General features: G+C 67.1%; 16 protein-coding genes. 7 read left to right on the forward strand and 9 right to left on the reverse strand.

Annotation, left to right across the window (positions count from 1 at the left end):
- Window positions 1–18: 18 nt before the first annotated feature.
- The 6 genes from AC1MEM_RS13265 to AC1MEM_RS13290 form a co-directional block, all read right to left on the reverse strand.
- Window positions 19–573, reverse strand: coding sequence for a hypothetical protein (locus AC1MEM_RS13265; protein ID WP_499471077.1), 555 nt, complete (start codon window positions 571–573; stop codon window positions 19–21).
- Between the two features lie 15 nt (window positions 574–588).
- Window positions 589–1284, reverse strand: coding sequence for a C39 family peptidase (locus tag AC1MEM_RS13270; protein WP_499471079.1), 696 nt, complete (start codon window positions 1282–1284; stop codon window positions 589–591).
- The gene (locus AC1MEM_RS13275) at window positions 1281–1736 is read right to left on the reverse strand and encodes a hypothetical protein (RefSeq protein WP_499471081.1); all 456 of its coding nucleotides are present in this window, start codon (window positions 1734–1736) and stop codon (window positions 1281–1283) included. The genes AC1MEM_RS13270 and AC1MEM_RS13275 overlap by 4 nt, the downstream gene beginning before the upstream one ends.
- Window positions 1737–1813: 77 nt before the next feature.
- Complete coding sequence (locus AC1MEM_RS13280) at window positions 1814–3634, reverse strand: hypothetical protein (protein ID WP_499471083.1); 1821 nt, start codon at window positions 3632–3634, stop codon at window positions 1814–1816.
- Window positions 3635–4096: 462 nt separating this feature from the next.
- On the reverse strand, window positions 4097–5419 hold the full coding sequence (locus AC1MEM_RS13285) for a sigma-54 dependent transcriptional regulator (RefSeq protein WP_499471085.1): 1323 nt from the start codon (window positions 5417–5419) through the stop codon (window positions 4097–4099).
- A gap of 272 nt (window positions 5420–5691) precedes the next feature.
- A complete protein-coding gene (locus AC1MEM_RS13290) occupies window positions 5692–6912 on the reverse strand; it encodes a metal-dependent hydrolase (RefSeq protein WP_499471087.1) in 1221 nt (406 codons plus the stop codon).
- Between the two features lie 163 nt (window positions 6913–7075).
- Between AC1MEM_RS13290 and AC1MEM_RS13295 the strand changes: the two genes are divergently transcribed.
- On the forward strand, window positions 7076–8641 hold the full coding sequence (locus AC1MEM_RS13295) for a methyl-accepting chemotaxis protein (protein WP_499471089.1): 1566 nt from the start codon (window positions 7076–7078) through the stop codon (window positions 8639–8641).
- Between the two features lie 76 nt (window positions 8642–8717).
- Here AC1MEM_RS13295 and AC1MEM_RS13300 read toward each other — a convergent pair whose 3' ends face one another.
- From AC1MEM_RS13300 to AC1MEM_RS13310, 3 genes are all read right to left on the reverse strand, one after another.
- On the reverse strand, window positions 8718–9119 hold the full coding sequence (locus tag AC1MEM_RS13300; protein ID WP_499471090.1) for a TraR/DksA family transcriptional regulator: 402 nt from the start codon (window positions 9117–9119) through the stop codon (window positions 8718–8720).
- A 138-nt stretch (window positions 9120–9257) separates the two neighbouring features.
- Entirely contained in the window at window positions 9258–10025 is a 768-nt protein-coding gene (gene fnr, locus AC1MEM_RS13305) for a fumarate/nitrate reduction transcriptional regulator Fnr (RefSeq protein WP_499471092.1), read from the reverse strand.
- A 344-nt stretch (window positions 10026–10369) separates the two neighbouring features.
- On the reverse strand, window positions 10370–11821 hold the full coding sequence (locus AC1MEM_RS13310; protein WP_499471094.1) for a peroxidase family protein: 1452 nt from the start codon (window positions 11819–11821) through the stop codon (window positions 10370–10372).
- A 259-nt stretch (window positions 11822–12080) separates the two neighbouring features.
- On the opposite strand from AC1MEM_RS13310, the gene AC1MEM_RS13315 reads away from it, so the two are divergent.
- The 6 genes from AC1MEM_RS13315 (at window position 12081) to AC1MEM_RS13340 (ending at window position 18573) form a co-directional block, all read left to right on the forward strand.
- A complete protein-coding gene (locus tag AC1MEM_RS13315) occupies window positions 12081–13532 on the forward strand; it encodes a cytochrome ubiquinol oxidase subunit I (protein ID WP_499471096.1) in 1452 nt (483 codons plus the stop codon).
- A 1-nt stretch (window position 13533) separates the two neighbouring features.
- Window positions 13534–14541, forward strand: coding sequence for a cytochrome d ubiquinol oxidase subunit II (gene cydB / locus AC1MEM_RS13320; RefSeq protein WP_499471098.1), 1008 nt, complete (start codon window positions 13534–13536; stop codon window positions 14539–14541).
- Window positions 14541–14690 carry a DUF2474 domain-containing protein gene (locus AC1MEM_RS13325; RefSeq protein WP_499471100.1) on the forward strand — a complete coding sequence of 50 codons (150 nt, stop codon included), beginning with the start codon at window positions 14541–14543 and terminating at the stop codon, window positions 14688–14690. Before cydB ends, AC1MEM_RS13325 begins: the two co-directional genes overlap by 1 nt.
- A gap of 92 nt (window positions 14691–14782) precedes the next feature.
- On the forward strand, window positions 14783–15487 hold the full coding sequence (locus AC1MEM_RS13330) for a TorD/DmsD family molecular chaperone (RefSeq protein ID WP_499471102.1): 705 nt from the start codon (window positions 14783–14785) through the stop codon (window positions 15485–15487).
- Between the two features lie 19 nt (window positions 15488–15506).
- Window positions 15507–15731, forward strand: coding sequence for a twin-arginine translocation signal domain-containing protein (locus AC1MEM_RS13335; protein WP_499471104.1), 225 nt, complete (start codon window positions 15507–15509; stop codon window positions 15729–15731).
- A gap of 19 nt (window positions 15732–15750) precedes the next feature.
- Window positions 15751–18573, forward strand: coding sequence for a formate dehydrogenase subunit alpha (locus AC1MEM_RS13340; RefSeq protein WP_499471106.1), 2823 nt, complete (start codon window positions 15751–15753; stop codon window positions 18571–18573).
- Window positions 18574–18582: the final 9 nt, after the last annotated feature.

Below are 18582 nucleotides of genomic sequence, written 5' to 3' on the forward strand. Positions count from 1 at the left end.
CTCCAAGGTGGTGGGCCGTCAGCGGGGCGCTACGGCTGTTGACAAAGCATTATTCAGGCTTGTTCCAAAATTGAGCGCGCGTAACATTCCGGCCGTGTTCACGGTGGCGTTAATGGAGGTCTGGTTCCGGATCACCTGGTCATTCAGCGTGTTCTGAATGACGGTGCCGCCGAGCAGGTTCTGCGCATTGGTGGCCATCGTGCGCACGTCGCCGTTCTGGATCAGGCGCAATTCGCCGAGCGCCTGGGGCGAAATGCCCGCTTCGCCGCGTGCCAGTTTGCCGATGTCGCCGAGCTGCAGTTCGGTGCGCTCGACAACGTTGCCGTTGATGCTGACGAGCCGCTCGAGGCCGAGGTTGACCATCAGCCCGTCGCCCGTGAGAAAGCCGCCGCGCGCGCCGTCGAGGGTGGCGCCGTCGACCGCGTTGGCGGCGTCGAAGGGCGAGGCCCTGTCTGCGTCGATGCGTGCCGGCGCAGGCGCATCGGGAGCCGCATTGGGAGGGGAATCCGTCGCTGCAGCGGCGTGCGCCGCCATCGACAGCAGCAGGAGCGGCAGGGAAGTAATGAACCGCATGGTGAGTCCTTGCACTTAAAAATCGCCGGGGCCGAATTTCGGCAGCCCGTAGGTGCTTTCCAGCGCGCGGCTGGCGCCTTCGCCGATCGGTGCGCGCGGCGCGTTGCGCCAGTCGGCCGCCTGGTTGAAGCCGGGTTTGACGGGACCCTCGTGGATCACGAACAGGATCCGGTTGGCCCAGAGCGACTCGAAGCGCGCGCGCGCCATGAGGCGCGTGCCGCGCGAAGGGTCGCCCAGCAGGATGCGGCCATCGTCGGCCCCCTTGACCACGACGAAGTGCTGGTAGCCGTTGTCGGAAATGAGGACGATGGCGGGCAGCTTCGCTTCGATCAGTTTGTCGAGGGGAAGCTGGAAGCCGTTCGCCGTGAAGCCGTGGTGTTTCAGGTAGCGCTGCATGTCGAGCAGCGAGAAGCCGTCGCGCCGGATCTTTTGCTGGTCGCCGCTCATGTACATTTCCTCGAACGCGACTTGTTCCGAGGTCGGTGTGTCGTAGTGATGGGTCAGCAGCGTGGCCAGCGCGGCCGAGCCGCAGCTGAAGTCGTACTGCTGGCGCAGCGTGGCCTGGAAGCGCAAGTCCTTCATGCTCTTGACCGGCATGCTGCCGACGCGCATGCCGTTGGGCAACGATAGCTCAGCGGCGTCCGCGCCGGCCCCGGCAAGGGCCGGGGCGAGCAGCAAGGCGAGGGACCAGGCAAGCAGTGGACGTTTCATTTGAACTGCAGGTTGACGACCGTGGCGTTCTGGATCAGCACGTTGGCGCCGCTGTTCTGGATCACCACCGGAATACCGGACATGTTGGCAAACGAGCCGGCGTCGATCGTGTTCGACCCGGTGGTGACGTTGGTGGCGCTGTTGTTCGCCACGTCGCCGTTGATTTTGGTGTCGTTGAGGACGGTGTCGGCGCGGCCGCGTTCGTGCTCGAGCTTGTCGACATCGACCGCCTGCAACGTGTCGCCGCCGATGGAAAGGGTGCTGCGCTGCGCCTGCGGCGCAAGCAGGGCCGGTGCGGTGAGCACCTGGGCGATGCCGTCGAGCGCGGGCGTGCGGGTTTGCGCGGGTGCCGTCGCGACCGGTTCGCCGGCGACGGCGTGACCGGCCAACACAGCGGCCAGCGCGATGGCGCAGGCCCGGTGCAAACGCTTGCGTGCAAAAATCGTGTTCATCGTGTCTCCCTGGATCCGGAATGCTGCCGCGCCGGGGGGCGCGGCAGTCCGTACTAGCGTGCTACCGGATGACCATCTCAGCGGCCGACGGCCAGGTTGCTCTGGACGTTGACGCTCTGCTGGATCAGGGACGAGAAGCCGTTGTTCTGGCTGAGGACCGTCACGCCGGCAGCCGACTGGCCGACGTTGGACATGGCGTTCGACATGTCGAAGCTGCCCGCGTCGACGGTGGTGGTGCCGCCAGCACCGCCGGTCGCCGTGCCGCCGGCGCCGCCGGTACCGGTGCCCGCGGTGTTGGCGCCGCTCGCGCCGCCCATGCCGCCGGTGCCCACCCCGCCCGTGCCGCCCGCGCCGCCGGCGCCGGCCGTCGCCGCGCCCGAGGTTGTCGAGCCGTTGGTGGCGCTGCCCGAAGTGGCCGCGCCGCCGGTCGAGCCCGCGCCGCCGGTGTTCGTAGCCAGCCCGGTCGAACCGCCCGCGCCGCCTGCGCCTGCCGTCGCGCCCGCACCGCCGGTCGAGGTGCCAGCCGTGGCCGAGCCGCCTGCACCGCCCGTGCCGCTGCTGCCGGCGCCTGCCGCGCCGCCGCTGCTCGACAGGGCTGCGCCCGCGCCGCCGGTGCCACCGCTTGCCGTGCCGCCCGCTGCGCCCGTGCCCGCGGTGTTGGTGGCGGTCGCGCCCGAACCGGCCGTGCCGCCGTTGCCGCCCGTCGCGCCTGCGCCGCCCGCGCCGCCGGCCGCACCCGTGCCGCCCGCGCCGCCGGTACCGCTGCCGGCCGTTGCCACGTTGCCGCCGCCGGTCACAGTGCCGCCGGTGCCGGTCGAGGCGCCGCCGGTAGCCGCGCCGCTGGCGCCGCCGGTCGAATCAGGGGTCGATGCGCCGCTGCCGCTGGAGGCCGTGGTGCTGCCGCCAGTGGCGCCCGCGCCGCTGGCGTCGCCGCTGGTCGTCGCGCCGCCCACGGTCACCATGCCGCCTGCCGCGCCGCGCCCGCCCGATGCGCCCGCGCCGCCCATGCCGCCGGCCGCACCCGCAGCGCCGTTGCCGCCGGCGCCACCCGCTGCCGTGCCGGTCATGCCGCCGGAGCCGCCTGCGCCCGCCACGGTACGGCCGGAGTTGCCGCCGTTGCCGCCGTCGCCACCCATTGCCCCGCCGCCGGCGCCGCCGGTGCCGGCGCCGCTCATGCCGCCCTCGCCGCCGGTGCCGCCGCCGGCGTTACCGCTGGAGCCGCCCGAACCACCGGCCCCGCCCGCCCCGCCCGAGGCACCCGCACCGCTCGATGCGCCCGAGGCCAGGCCGCCGGCGCCGCCGGCGCCAGCCGTTGCCGCACCGGCGATCGCGCTGCCGGTGCCGGCAGAGCCGGTCCCGGCATTGCCGCCGGTTGAGCCCGAGGCTGCCGTGCCACCGGTGCCGGAGGCGCCCGCGCCGCCGTCGCCGCGCGCGTTGCCGCCCCAGCCGCCGGCGCCCGCACCGCCCGTGGCCGCCGCACCGTTGGCGCCGCCCGTGTTATTGACGACGTTGCCGATGTTGTTGATCGCATTGCCGGTCACGGTGCCGTTCAGCGTGCTGTTGGCGGTGGCGCTGGAGGTGTTGAAGGCATTCGAGAAGGTCGAGGTCGCACTCCCGCCGTTGTTGGCGGCGACCGCGCCGACAGCCGCCGCGTCCGCGCCGCCGCTGCTGCGATTCTGGCCCGAACTGTCATGGGTGGAGGAATTGTTGCCCTGGTTCGAGTTGTCGGTCGTGGTGGTCGACGAGTCGTTGCCTTGATTCGAATTGTCGGTGGTCCGCGTCACCGTACGGGTGACAGTCGAATTGTCGGAGTTATCCGTGGTCGGGTCCGTCGTCTGGGCTTGGGCATTCAGGCCGAAAGCGAGCGACAGGGCAGTGACGAGCAAAGTCTTGTTCATGCAAATTCCCCTCGGGTGTGTGGTTGAGTTCGACTGGCGGTCATACCAGCTGAATCTGTGTCTATGCAAGACGGATGCCAGATGCCAATCGGCTGTTCAAATCGTTGATAGCCAAGGACGTTTCCATGCTCAACTGATGAAATTGCGTATCGCCATTGTTATCAGGAATCTAATGCGATGAAGCTGTAACGGAACCGGCACATTTGTGTGCCGTTTGGCAGAGCCGGAGGTGGACAGTGTCTGCTCGGGTCGACTCGGCGGTAGCGGCTTGGGCCGAGCCAACGGGCGGTGAACCGCCCTGGTGCCGGCTTATGGTCCTTGCTACCCCCTTGTGTCACTGATCTGTATTCTGTGCCTGAGCTGACGGGAAGGCGGGACGCAAAAGGCCTGGGCCGGACGCGGGCCCAGGTGTGGAGCGCAGGGATATAGCGCAAGGAAGGGGAGGGAAGACGTGGCGCGCGCTCAGGGCCGCATGCCGTGCTTGGCGAGCAGCCGGTACATCGTGGTGCGCGAGACGCCGAGGTCGCGCGCGGCGCGGCTGACGTTCTGGCCGGTGCGGTCGAGGCAGGTGCGGATCGCGTGGCGCTCGGAACTGCAGCGCGCATCGTCGAGCACGGCTTCGATCGGCGGCGAGGGCATGACGAGGTCGAGGTCGTCCGGTTCGATCCATTTGCCGTCGGCCATGACCAGCGCGCGCCGCACGCGGTTGATCAGTTCGCGCACATTGCCCGGCCAGTCATGGGCCGCGATCGCCGCCAGGGCCCGGCTGCTGAAGCCTTTCAGGCGTGGCGACTTGTCGGCTGAGTATTGCTGGAAGAAGTGCTCGGCCAGTTCGACCAGGTCCTCACGGCGCTCGCGCAGCGAAGGCACGCTGACGGGCAGCACGCTGAGCCGGTAATACAGGTCTTCGCGGAAATCGCCGCGTGCCACCGCCCGCTGCAGGTCCACGTGCGAGGCCGAGATCACGCGCACGTCGACCGTAATGGCGCGCGTGGCGCCGAGCCGGAGGATGGTCTTGTCCTGCAGGAAGCGCAGCAAATTCGCCTGCAGGTCTTTCGGCAGGTCGCCGATTTCGTCGAGGAACAGCGTGCCGCCGTTGGCCGACTCGATCAGGCCGACCTTGTCGCGCGCCGCGCCGGTAAAGGCGCCGCGTTGGTAGCCGAACAGTTCGGACTGGATCAGGTTGGGCGGGATGGCACCGCAGTTGATCGGTACCAGCGGACCGGTGGAGCGCAGCGACTGGCGGTGGATGGCCTGGGCCGTGAGTTCCTTGCCGCTGCCGCTTTCGCCCCAGATCAGCACCGGGGCATCGACCTTGGCGACCCGTTCGACCTGGCTGCGCAGGCGGTCCATCGCATCGCAGCTGCCGATCAGGGCGGAGGGCGCCGCACCCGCGCGCGCCAGCGGACGGCGCAAGAGCGCGTGCCCGTGGACGTGGCCAAGCGTGGCGGCGAGACGGCGCGTGTCGAGCGGCAGCGTGTGGTGGTCGCAGAGGTAGTCGGCCACCAGGTCGCGCCAGCCGGGCGCCGCGAGGGCCTCGGCGCGAAATACCCCGATCCATTGCACGGCGCTGTGCTGGCGCAGGAAGCGCTCGACCTCGAGATACGGGCGCGACCCGATCACCTGCATCAAGAGCCCGACCAGCCAGCCGTCCTGGCGCAGCTCGGCACGCGCTTCGTCGACACTGCGCACGGTGCGGATCTGCCAGTCGGGCATGTCCGCCTGCAAGCGGTCGACCGCGGCCAGGTCGTCGGGCGAAATGCAGAGCAATCGTTTCGGAACCATCCAGCCTCCCCGGTCCGGACAGGGCGCGAAGAATACCGCCGGCTTCGCCTGCCTGTCCTGTAACTTTGGGTAAGCATACTGTATAAATCTCGTTGCATACAATGCAAGCGAAATGGCCGTGTTCTGTTACCAACTCGACAATGCATGGGGCTTGACGCCGGACCAGGAGCGCCAAACAAAGCCCTCAGGGCAAGACGCAGCGTCGAAGGCAGTAGGTTGGTACGGCGAGACGATGCAACGCCGCCATAAGGGCTTTGCCCGGTGCTCCAGGGCTAGGGCAGGCCGAGGAGGTCGGCGCGCGGATAGCCCCAGTGCGGCCAATCAGGCGAGCAGGGCCGCCCCGCCCCGGGATCGAGCCGCAGGGTCGAGAAATTCGGCGCACCCGCGACGCCGTAGCGCACATCGGTGGCGCTGCCCTTGGCCAACGAGGGCGCGCGCGCAAAGCGCAGCCAGGCGTCGAAGCGGCAATCGCGTTGTCGCAGGGCGCGCAGCGCCGCCCGCGATCCGCGCTCTTCCCAGGCCCAGGCGAGCGGCGCCGCGCCCGGGGCCACGCGTACTCCGCCGATCGCCGCCGGACAGGCGGCAGCCGGGGTGATGCCCGGCGCCAGGCTCAGCACGCCGCGGCGCACGCGGTAGCCGTCGGGCCCCTCGCGCGTCACGGCGATCGCGCCCCAGCACAGCGGATTGGCGGGAAATGCCGACAAGGGCAGGTCGAGGATCACCGCGGACGGGTCGTCCCGCCCCAGCGCGGCGCGCAGTTCGCCCCGCGCCTGTTGGGACATCGCCCCTTGCAGCAGCACGAAGCCGAGGCTCAGCGCCACCCCGGCCAGCAGCGCGGCCCGTTCTCCGGCGCGGCGCGTGACGACGAGTGCCAGCGCCCACACCGCCGCCAGTGCCAGCAGGGAGCCCCACTGCAGGAAACCGGCCAGCGTGAACAGCGCCGGCACCAGCAGCAGGAGTGCCAGCAGGGCGCGGCGCCACCCGCGGTGCGCCACATGGGCCGCCAGCGGCGTGCCCAGCGCCAGCCAGAACATGGGCTCGACAATGAAAACCATGTCGCCGTAATACCAGCGCGGATCGAAGGGCGCGAACGGGTGGATGCCGTAGACGTTCAGCGCGTCCATGCCCAGGTGCAGCAGCAGCCCGGCGCCGACCGCCGCCAGCAGTCCCCGGCGTGCCGGACTGCTGGTGCGCAACAGGGCGCGCGCCGCCGGCCAGGACAGCCAGAGCACGGCCAGTAGCAGCAGCGCCTGCGGCAGGGCCCAGAGCAGAGTGTGCGTGTGGCCGCGGTGGTGCAGCAGGTAGCCGAGCGGTTCAGGGGCGAGGGAGGTCAGGACCAGGTCGACGTCGGGGAAATTGCTGGCCAGCGCAGCGCCGGCGAGCAACAGGCGGCGCCGCATCGGGGCGCCGGCCGGATCCGCCTCGCGCGGCAGCAGGCGGTGGGTCAGTTCGCCGAGCGCGAACCCGACGAGGGAGTGGGTAAGATTGTCCATCGAGCAATATTAGCATCCGCTCCCCGCTGCGCGGGCTGAGCACATACTCCCGGTTCCGAACAGTCAAGCGCAAATTTTTGACCCAGATCAAGGATTTCGAAGAATACTCTTCGGTACAATCGGCCGCTTATAAATTTGCCATGCGGCAATATTGGAGAGCATCGTGCGCAGCAATTTGCCGGTTACCGGCATCGAATACCGGATGGAAGCAGGCCAGTCGATCGTTTCGAAGACCGACACCAAGGGCCGCATCACCTACGTCAACCCGAGCTTCATCGAAGTCAGCGGTTTCCCCGAGCACGAGCTGCTGGGCAAGGCGCACAACATCGTGCGCCACCCCGACATGCCGCCAGAGGCCTTCGCCGACCTCTGGCAGGCGCTGCAGGCCGGCCAGCCCTGGACCGGGATGATCAAGAACCGCCGCAAGAACGGCGACTTTTATTGGGTGGTCTCGAACGTGGTGCCGGTCAAGGAAGACGGCCGCGTCATCGGCTACATGTCGGTGCGCACCACGCCGACGCGCGAACAGGTGGCAAGCGCAAGCGAGCTGTACCGAAAGTTCCGCTCCGGTGAACAGGGCGCGCTGGTCATCCGCGGCGGGCGTGCGGTACGCACCGGCCTGGTGGCGCGCCTGGCCGGCCTGCGCCGACTGCCGCTCGGACGCCGCCTGGGCCTGGTGATGGGCATGCAGGCGACCATGCTGGCTGCGTTCGGCCTGGCTGCCGATGGCGCGCTGTGGCGTAGCGTGGCTGCGCTCGGCGTGCTGGCCACGCTCGCGGCCTGGGCCGGGCTGCGGCAAGCGATCCTGGCGCCGCTGCGCGAAGCGACGGCCGCCGTGCATGCGCTGGCCGGCGGCGACCTGTTGCACCTGCCCGAGACGGGCCGCAGCGACGAGTTCGGCCGGCTGCTGCGCGCACTGCGCCAGCTGAACATCAATTTGCAGGCCATCGTCGGCGACGTGCGCAGCAACGTGCGCTCGATCGAGACCACGACGCGCGACATTGCCGCCGGCAACGTCGACCTCGCGGGACGCACCGAATCGCAGGCGGCCAGCCTCGAGCAGACTGTCGCCACCCTCGGGCAGGTGGCCGGCGCCGCCGGCCGCAATGCCGACAGCGCCCACCGCGCCGACGGCCTGGTGGGCGCGGCGGCAAGCGTGGCCGGCCGTGGCGGCGATGCGGTCGAACGGGTCGGCGCCACCATGGGCCAGATCAGCAGCTCGGCCGCGCGTATCGTCGACATCATCGGCCTGATCGACGGCATCGCGTTCCAGACGAATATCCTGGCGCTGAACGCGGCGGTCGAGGCCGCCCGCGCCGGCGAGCAGGGCCGCGGCTTCGCGGTCGTGGCCGGCGAAGTGCGCAGCCTGGCCCAGCGCTCGGCCGGCGCGGCGAAGGAAATCAAGGCCCTGATCGAGGATTCCGTGCAAAAGGTAGCGCAGGGCAATGCGCTGGTGGGCGAAGCCGGCCAGACCATGCGCGAGGTCGTCGCCTCGGTGCGGGACGCGGCCGGCATCATGCACGACATCACCCAGGCCAGCCGGGAGCAGGGCGGCGAAATCGGCGAAGTCAATGCCGCGATGGCGGAACTGGACGCGATCACGCGCCAGAATGCGACGCTGGTGGAACAGTCGGCGGCGGCCTCGCATAATGTGGCGGAAGAAGCGGCGCGCCTGTCGCAGGCGCTGTCGGTATTCAAGTTCGGGCGAGCGCCGGCCGCGATAGCGTGACGTTCGGGCACTCCGACCGGTGTGAATCGTTCGCCGATTCCGGCCTTCGGCCACCGGGTGCAGTGCCGGCCCTGCTTTACATCGTGGGCCCGCGGCCCGTGCCTTCTTCCCGCTCGATGCGTTCCTGGCAGGGCACGCAGGTGCGCACCGTCGGCGTGGCCAGCAGGCGTTGTTCGGGAATCTCGCAGCCGCAGGATTCGCAGATGCCGTAGCCGCCCGATTCGAGGCGGCCGATGGCGGCGTCGATCTCGTGCAGCAGGGCGGTTTCGTGGTCGGCGAAATGTTCTTCGTCGTGGGCGATCATTTCGGCGGTCGGGGCGTCGTCGTTCTGGACGAGGTGGGCGCGCGGCGAGATGACGGGCGGCTCGTCGCCCGAAGGATCGGCGTCCAGGCGGGCGCGCGCGGTGGCGAGTGCGGCTTCACGGGCCGCGCCGAGCCGCCTGGCGACTTCTTCGTGGAGGGATTGCGAGATGGGCATGCGGTTTCCTGGAATCAAATAGTGGGTGTTTTCAAAAAAGCAGCGTTGAAAATACTCTAGCCGATTCCGACGGATGCGCGCGCCAGCTTGGGCGGCGGCGTCATGGGCGCGGCGTGCCGGGGCAAGTGGAGGACCGCCTCAGGCCATCGGGCTGCACTGGTCGGTGCCGGCGGCGATCGCCTTCAGCCTGGCCGGCTCGAGCAGGACCACCTCGCGCTTGTCGACCTCGATCCAGCCCTGTTTCCTGAATCGCGACAGCAGGCGGCTGACGCTTTCGATCGTCAGGCCGAGATAATTGCCGATGTCCTCGCGCGACATGCGCAGGCCGAAGGCGGTCGGCGAATAGCCGCGCGCGGCGTAGCGGGCCGACAGGTTCACCAGGAACACCGCGAAGCGTTGCTCGGCGCGCATGTTGCCGAGCAAGAGCATGACGTTTTGCTCGCGCGTGATTTCACGGCTCATGATCCGGTGGAAGTGGCGCAGCAGGGCAGGGACCTGGCCGAACAGCTCTTCCAGGCGCGCGAACGGGATCTCGCATACCTCGCTGTCTTCCAGCGCCACCGCGTCGCACTGGTGGCGCTCGCCGCTGATGGCATCCATGCCGAGCAGTTCGCCGGCCATCTGGAAGCCGGTGATCTGCTGCTCGCCCGCGGCATTCACCTGGTAGGTCTTGAAGTGGCCGTAGCGCACCGCGTACAGGTTGCGAAACGGTTCGCCCATCGTGTACAGCCGCTCGTCGCGCGCGAGGCGCCGGCGCGCGCCGATGACCTGGTCGAGCCGGGTGATGTCGGCGGCGTCGAGTCCCATCGGCAGGCACAGCTGGTGCATGCTGCAGGCGCTGCAGCTGGCCTTGATGGCGCCGAGGCTGATCGGCGCTACGGCGGGAAGTGGGAGGGCCTGGCGCATGGGAATGGAGAAAGGAGTGGTCGCCCGATTATAGACGCTCGGCCGGATGCGCCGGGTTTCCTGATACTGCCGTGGATCGGGACGGCGGATAGATCGATCGCCAGGACGCGGCGACGGCCGACAGAGCGCGGCTGCGGTGCGACGTAGGGTGGGCATGCCCACGCGGAATGTCGCATCGTGTTTGCGGAACAGGTGCCGCGAACCACGCATCCGGACGCACTCCTGAATACGAGCCACGACACTGGAACCAGGCCAACGCTGCAGCGCGTTCCGCGTGGGCGTGCCCACCCTACGTTACGCGGCGGTCAACAAGTGCAGCGGCGGCCAGCAAGGTGCAGCGCCTGTCACAAAGGCGGCAATGCGGCGTCCTGGCCGATGCGGATCAAGCCGCGCAGGGTGAATTCTCCCGTGCCCAGCTCGGCATCGGAGGGCGGATTCGCCACCACACTGTCATCGGCGAACCTGACATGGTTCCACAAGGTCTCCGCAACGATCAGGCTTCCGACATTCCCCAGATGGTTGCCGTCGGAAACTGCCGCGGCCTCGGCAAGAATGTAGAACCACAGCGGCGTGGCCTTGTGAAAACCCGCGGCGATGAAACGCGCGCGGTTGGACGCGGGAACCGCAGCAAGAATCGTGTCTTCGGCCAGTCGCTCGCGGCCGGTCCGGCGGGCGACCGCCTGGCCGGTCGGCAGTCCGAGTAAATAACCCCGCAACAGGTTGCGAGCGGCAAGACGACCCATGATCGATTCGATCGGCATGCCGGCGGTATCGCGCAGCTTGCTCAATTCGGGACTGATCCGGCAATCGATTTTTCGTGCGGGATTCCGGCCGGCCGTGTCGCCCTGTTCGAAAAACCTGACCCAGTCGATGATCCAGTTGTTCGGCAGGGACGGGAACTGTTTATCCGGCCCGGGGAGTGGGGCAATGTCGCCGGACAAGGCGGTAAACGTAAACATGAAGTTGAAGGTCGCGGGAGCCAGTCCGCCTTCAGGCTTGAACGTGTCGTTGTAATCGTATTCCTGCCGTACCATCGAATGTCCAAAGCGATAGGCCGCGGCGGAAAATTCGACCGGCATGAAGAGCGCTGAAAGACCGTCGGCCCTCCAGGCGGACGGCCCGCCCGCCAGCACCTGTTCCACCACGGCCGGCGCGCAAATCCTGGGCAGGAAATCATGCAGCACCGCCCATTGGTAGCGCCGGCGCACGGCCATGCGTGCCTGCTCCGCAGTGAGCCCGTCCCGTTTCATGAGCGCGTTATGCGAGCGCAGGAAGGCGACATGCATCTGCGCCGTGATCAGGTTCTCGTCGTTGCGGGGATCGCCGATGATGGCCTTGCGATCGAGGTCCTGGTCTTCCTGGGGAGGGAGCCGCGGCAGGTCATGGTGGAGATCGGCGGTCTTGATCGGCCGGAACTCTTCAGGAACCTCGGTAACTTTTCCCATCACCATGTACCCATCGGAATCCGTCGTCCCTTCCGCACCGTCGAGCTTGTAGACGCTGTCGAGATCGAGCACGCCGGTGCGCCGGTTCACCAGGCTGTCCATCACCTGCTGCGGCGTCAATACCGGAAAATCCGGCAGTTTGATGACGTTGAAAATATCGGCCGGCTGGCCTTGCGCGTTGCGCTCGAATTCGGTCAGGGTGATGTCATGATCGATGAACTGGCCAGGCGGTTTTCGGGACTGGCCGCGAGGTCCCCGAACATGAATCCGAACCGGCCGGTTTCGCCTTCCGTCAACAGCGGGGTCGCAAGGGGTTCGCCATGATATCTCGCACGCATACAGGATTCCCACAAAGTTAAGTGCCGACGACTCGTTTGGAAGGAAATATCTTTGCAGCAGATAAATATCTGTTAGCCCAAAAGACAGTGCGAGCGGGCAACTGAATAAATAGTGTCACCGATAAAAACGACAATGAAGCCTTATCTGCGTTTCATGCAGGCCGGATAAAAAGGACGCAACAGTTAATCGGCATCCGTTCCCGCCCGATTGCCAATTGTGCGCGCCCTGAGCCATGCTAGATTCTGGACACCGCAGTCCACGAGGAGAGCACATGTTCGGCGTATCGGCGTTGGATCTGGCACGCTTCCAGTTCGCGTTCACGATGTCCTTCCACATCCTGTTCCCGGCGGTCACGATCGGCCTGGCCAGCTACCTGGCCGTCCTCGAGTTCTCCTGGCTGAGGACGAAGCGCCAGGTGTATGTCGACCTGTACCACTTCTGGCTCAAGATCTTCGCCGTCATGTTCGGCATGGGCGTGGTCTCCGGTATCGTGATGGCCTACCAGATCGGCACCAACTGGGCCTATATGTCCGAGTTCGCCGGCTCGATCATGGGGCCGGTGCTGGCCTACGAGGTGCTGACCGCCTTCTTCCTGGAAGCCGGCTTCCTCGGCGTGATGCTGTTCGGCTGGACCCGGGTCGGTCCGGGGCTGCATTTCTTCGCCACCTGCATGGTGGCCGCCGGCACGCTCGTGTCCGCCACCTGGATCCTGGCCGCCAACAGCTGGATGCAGACGCCGCAGGGCTATGCCATCGAGGGCAACCGCATGGTGCCCGCCGACTGGCTGGCGATCGTCTTCAATCCCTCGTTCCCGTACCGGCTCATGCACATGGTGGTGGCCGCCTATCTCACCACCGCCCTGATCGTCGGCGCGACCGGTGCCTGGCAGCTGCTGCGCCGGTCCGACAACCCGGCGGTGCGCAAGATGCTGTCGATGGCGATGTGGATGATCCTGCTGGTCGCGCCGATCCAGGCCGTGATCGGCGACTTCCATGGCCTGAACACCGCCGAACACCAGCCGGCCAAACTGGCCGCGATGGAAGGACACTGGCAGAACGAGCCGGGCGAGGCAATACCGCTGCTGCTGTTCGGCATACCGGACATGGATGCCGAGAAGACCCGCTACGCGGTCGGGGTGCCGCACATGGGTAGTCTCATCCTCACGCACACCTGGGCCGGCCAGATCCCCGGCCTGAAGGAGTTCGCGCGCGAGGACCGGCCCAATTCCCTGATCGTGTTCTGGAGCTTCCGGCTGATGGTGGGCCTGGGCCTGTTGATGATCGCACTGGGCGCCTGGAGCCTGCTGCTGCGCAGGCGAGGGCGCATCTTTACCACCCGGCTCTTCCTGCGCGCGGCCCTGTGCATGGGCCCGGCCGGGCTGGTCGCCATCCTGGCCGGCTGGGTGACGACCGAAGTCGGACGCCAGCCCTGGGTGGTGTACGGCGTCCTGAGGACAGCCGACGCCGTCTCGCCGCACGGCGCGGCGTCGGTCGCGCTGACGCTGGCCCTGTTCGTCGCGGCCTACCTGTTCGTGTTCGGCGCGGGCGTGGTGTACGTGCTGCGCATGATGCGGAAGGGCCCGCAGGCCTTCGAGCTGCACCGGGCGACCGCGGGCGGACCGGGCGAAGAGCGCACCCCGATGCGGCCGATGTCGGCGGCCGACGTCGACAATGACGACGACGGCACGGCCGGCAGCCTGCCGCAAGGCCGCAAGGGAGACTGACATGGGCATCGACACCTCGGTCATCTGGGCCGTCATCATTTATTTTTCCGTGTTCATGTATGTGGTGCTGGACGGCTTCGACCTCGGCATCGGCATGCTGTTCCCGTTCGTTAAAGAAAAACGCGACCGCGATACGATGATGAATACGGTCGCGCCGGTCTGGGACGGCAACGAGACCTGGCTGGTGCTGGGAGGAGAGGGCCTGCTGCTGGCCTTTCCGGTGGCGTATTCGATCATCCTGACCGGGCTGTATTTGCCGCTGATCTTCATGCTGATCGGCCTCGTGTTTCGCGGGGTGGCCTTCGAATTCCGTTTCAAGGCCAAGGACAACCGGCGCCACCTGTGGGACAAGGCCTTCATCGGCGGCTCGGTGGTCGCGTCCTATTTCCAGGGCGTCTCGCTCGGCGCCTTCCTCAACGGTATCACCGTCTCGGGCCGCAGCTACGCCGGCGGCCCGCTCGACTGGGTCGCGCCCTTCCCGCTGCTGGCGGGCTTCGGCGTCATGATCGCCTACACGCTGCTGGGCAGCACCTGGCTGGTCATGAAGACCGAGGGCGAGCTGCACGACCGCATGGTGCAGGTGGCGCGCCCGTTCGCGCTGATGCTGCTGGCCGCCGTGGTCGTGGTCAGCATCTGGACCCCGCTGCGCGATGCGGCGGTGGCGGAACGCTGGTTCAGCTTCCCGAACATCGTTTTCCTGATGCCGGTGCCGGTGCTGGTGCTGCTGTCGATTGTGGTGCTGCTCGGTTCATTGAAGGGCAACCCGCATCGCTGGCCGTTCGTGGCCGCGCTGGCGCTGGTCTTCCTCGGCTACACGGGCATGGCGATCAGCATCTGGCCGCACATCGTCCCGCCTTTCATCACGATCTGGGAAGCGGCCTCGCCGCCGGCGAGCCAGGGCTTCGCGCTGGTCGGCACGCTCTTCATCCTGCCCATCATCCTGATGTACACGGTCTGGTCGTACTGGGTATTCCGCGGCAAGGTCAAGGCTGATGCGGGGTATCACTGATGCGGGACTCCCTCGCAAACAAGCCGCAGCGCCGCCTCTGGCTGCGGCGCCTCGGCTGGATGTTCGTGCTGTGGGCGGGCGGGGTGCTGGCGCTGTATGTCGTCGCCAGCCTGATCCGGATGATCATGCATGCCGCCGGGATGCGCTGAAAGTGGACAAAAAAGTTCAACCGTGCGCGGGAATTGTGGACGAGAGACTACACTTTCAATGAAGATTTACTAACGGAGCGGCGCCAGTGTCCATGCAGTCTGCATCAACCAGTACTCCCCCATCCACGGCGCATGACGCCGTCCGCGCTGGCGCTCCGGTCGCCGCGCCGCTGCCACTGCTCCTGCCGCTCGCTCCGGAAGACCAGGCACGCAGCGATTTATATGCCCTCGCGGCCCGCTTGCTGCTGGCCCCGCCCGACGCGGCGCTGCTCGCCGGCCTTGCCGCGGCCGACCCGATCCTGGCCGAAGGCGGCGACCATGCCTTGTCCGACGCCTGGGAAAAACTGGTGCTGGCCGCGAGCGTCATGGACGCCGCCGCGGTGGCCGACGAATTCGACCTTCTCTTCATCAGCAGCGGCACGCCCGCCGTCAATCCCTACGGCTCGCTCTACCTGTCGGGCTTCATGCACGATACGCCGCTGGCCGAACTGCGCGCCGACCTGGCCGTCTTCGGCATCGGGCGCGTGCGCGGCGCCGGCGAATCGGAAGACCATCTCGGCGTGCTGTGCGAAACGATGCGCGTGCTGATCGCCGGCGGCGCCAGCATCCCGCGCCAGCCGCTGGCCCGCCAGAAAGCCTTTTTCGAGTCGCGCATCGCGCCCTGGTATGCGCGCTGCCTGAACGACATATGCAGCGCCGAGGGTGCCAATTTCTACCGGCTGATCGCGGCTTTCGTCGCCGCGCTGCTGGCGATCGAAGCCGAAGCATTCGCGGTGGAGGACGGCTTCGATGTTTAACCCTAGCGAGGAAAAAGCGATGGACACCAAGCACGAGCAAACCAGGGCAGGGGAGCCGACACCGGACCCGTCGCGCCGCAGCTTCCTGAAGGCCGCGCCGCTGGGCGCGCTGGCCGTGGTCGCCGGCGGCGCCGACGCGAAGCCTGAACTGGCGCCCGCGGAGGCGGCGAAGCCGGAAGTCAAACGCGGCTACCACGAGACGGAGCACATTCGTCATTACTATAAAACCGCCGCCTACTGGTGAGCGTACCCGGAGACCAGCCATGTCTTTAGTAAAGAGTTCCAACGACAAAGGCGTCAAGCGGCGCAAGTTCCTGGTCGGGGCCGGCGTCGCGGCCGGGGCCGGGGCGCTGGCGCGCCAGCTGCCGCTGAACGTCATCGAGCCGGCGCAAGCGGCAGATCCCGCGGCCGCCGAGCCCGTCAAGACCGAACTGAAACGCACCGTCTGCAGCCACTGCTCGGTCGGCTGCTCGGTCAACGCCATGGTCAGCAACGGCGTCTGGGTGCGCCAGGAAGCGGCTTTCGAGTCGCCGATCAACATGGGCGCCCACTGCGCCAAGGGCGCCTCGGTGCGCGAGCACGGCTTCGGCGAACACCGCCTGCGCTACCCGATGAAGCTGGTCAACGGCAAGTACACCCGGATCTCCTGGGACCAGGCGATCAACGAAATCGGCGACAAGCTGCTGCAGCTGCGCCAGCAATCCGGTCCCGATTCGCTGATGCTGATCGGCAGCTCGAAGCACAGCAACGAGCAGTCGTATTTGCTGCGCAAGTTCATGTCCTTCTGGGGCTCGAACAACTGCGACCACCAGGCGCGCATCTGCCACTCGACGACGGTCGCGGGCGTGGCCCAGACCTTCGGCTACGGCGCGATGACGAACTCGTTCAACGACCTGCACTACAGCAAGGCCGTGATGTTCATCGGCTCGAATCCGGCCGAGGCGCACCCGATCTCGATGCTGCACTTCCTGCACGCCAAGGAATTGGGCGCGAAGATGATCGTGGTCGACCCGCGCTTCACCCGCACGGCGCGCTTCGCCCACCACTACGTGCGCGTGCGTCCCGGCACCGACATCCCGCTGGTCTGGGGCATCCTCTGGCACATTTTTAATAACGGCTGGGAAGACAAGGAATACATCGCCGCGCGCACCTACGGCATGGACGACGTGCGCAAGGAAGTGGCGAAATGGACGCCCGATAAAGTCTCGGACATTACCGGCGTGCCCGAAGCCTCGGTGCGCATGGCGGCCGAGATGCTGGCCAAGAACCGGCCTTCGTCGGTGGTCTGGTGCATGGGCATCACCCAACACCACGTCGGTACCGCCAACGTGCGCGCGTTGTCGATCCTGCAGCTGGCGCTGGGCAATATCGGTGTTCCCGGCGGCGGCGCCAACATCTACCGCGGCCACGACAACGTGCAGGGCGCGACCGACGTCGGCCCCAACGGCGACTCGCTGCCCGGCTACTACGGCCTGGCCGAAGGCGCCTGGAAGCACTTCGCGAATGCCTGGGGCGTCGACTACAACTGGATCCAGTCGCGCTTCGGTTCCAAGGAATTGATGGAAAAGCCCGGCGTCACCGTGTCGCGCTGGTTCGACGCCGTGAATGAAGAAAACCAGTACGTCGACCAGCCGTCCAATCTGAAGGCCGTCGTCTACTGGGGCCACGCGCCGAACAGCCAGACCCGCCTGCCCGACATGAAGGCGGCGATGCAAAAGCTCGACATGCTGGTCGTGATCGACCCGTACCCGAGCATGACGGCGTCCATGCACGGCCGCACCGACGGCGTCTACCTGCTGCCGGCCGCCTCGCAGTTCGAATCGTATGGCTCGGTGACCTGCTCGAACCGCTCGATCCAGTGGCGCGAGCGCGTCATTGCGCCGCTCTTCGAGTGCAAGACCGACCACGAGATCATGTACCTGTTCGCCAAGAAATTCGGCTTTCATAACGAACTGTGCAAGAACATCAAGGTCGTGCAAAACGAGCCGGTCATCGAGGACATCCTGCGCGAGATGAACCGCTCGTTATGGACCATCGGCTACACCGGCTGCTCGCCCGAGCGCCTCAAGCTCCACATGGAGAACAAGCACACCTTCAACCCGACCACGCTGCGTGCCGAGTCCGGTCCCTGCAAGGGCGATTATTACGGCCTGCCGTGGCCATGCTGGGGTACGCCCGAGATGAAGCACCCGGGCACGCCGATCCTGTACGACATCAGCAAGAGCGTGGCCGAAGGCGGCCTGCCATTCCGCGCCAACTGGGGCGTCGAGCACAACGGCGAGACCCTGCTGGCCGCCGACGGCTCGACCAACAAGGATTCCGAACTCGATACCGGCTATCCGGAGTTCGACCACGTGTTCCTGAAGAAACTGGGCTGGTGGGCCGAACTCACGCCCCAGGAGCAGGCCATGGCCGAGGGCAAGAACTGGAAGACGGATAATTCGGGCGGCATCATCCGGGTCGTCATCGCGCATGGTTGCGCACCGTATGGCAACGCGCGGGCGCGCGCCAATGTGTGGAACTTCCCGGACCCGATCCCGACCCACCGCGAGCCGATCATGTCGCTGCGGCGCGACCTGGTCGCCAAATACCCGACCTACGACGACAAGGCCAATTTCCTGCGCCTGCCGACGCTCTACAAATCGGTGCAGGAAGTCGACTTCTCGAAGGACTTCCCGATGATCATGACCTCGGGCCGCCTGGTCGAATACGAGGGCGGCGGCGAGGAAACCCGGTCGAACCCGTGGCTGGCCGAGCTGCAGCAGAACATGTTCGTCGAGGTGAATCCGCGCGACGCGGTCCAGGGCGGCATCAAGATCGGCGACTTCGTCTGGATCGAGACGCCGACCGGCGCGCGCCTGAAGATGATGGCGATGGTGACCGAGCGGGTGCCGGTGGGCCTGGTCTGGGCGCCGTTCCACTTCGGCGGCTGGTGGATGGGCGACGATCTCGAGCGCCACTATCCGGAAGGCGGCGCGCCAACCGTGCGCGGCGAGGCGATCAACACCGGCTGGACCTATGGCTATGACGCCGTCACGATGATGCAGGAAACCAAGGTATCGCTGTGCCGCCTCGTGCGCGCCTGACGAACCTGC

The organism is Telluria sp. AIW5, from assembly GCF_056680575.1.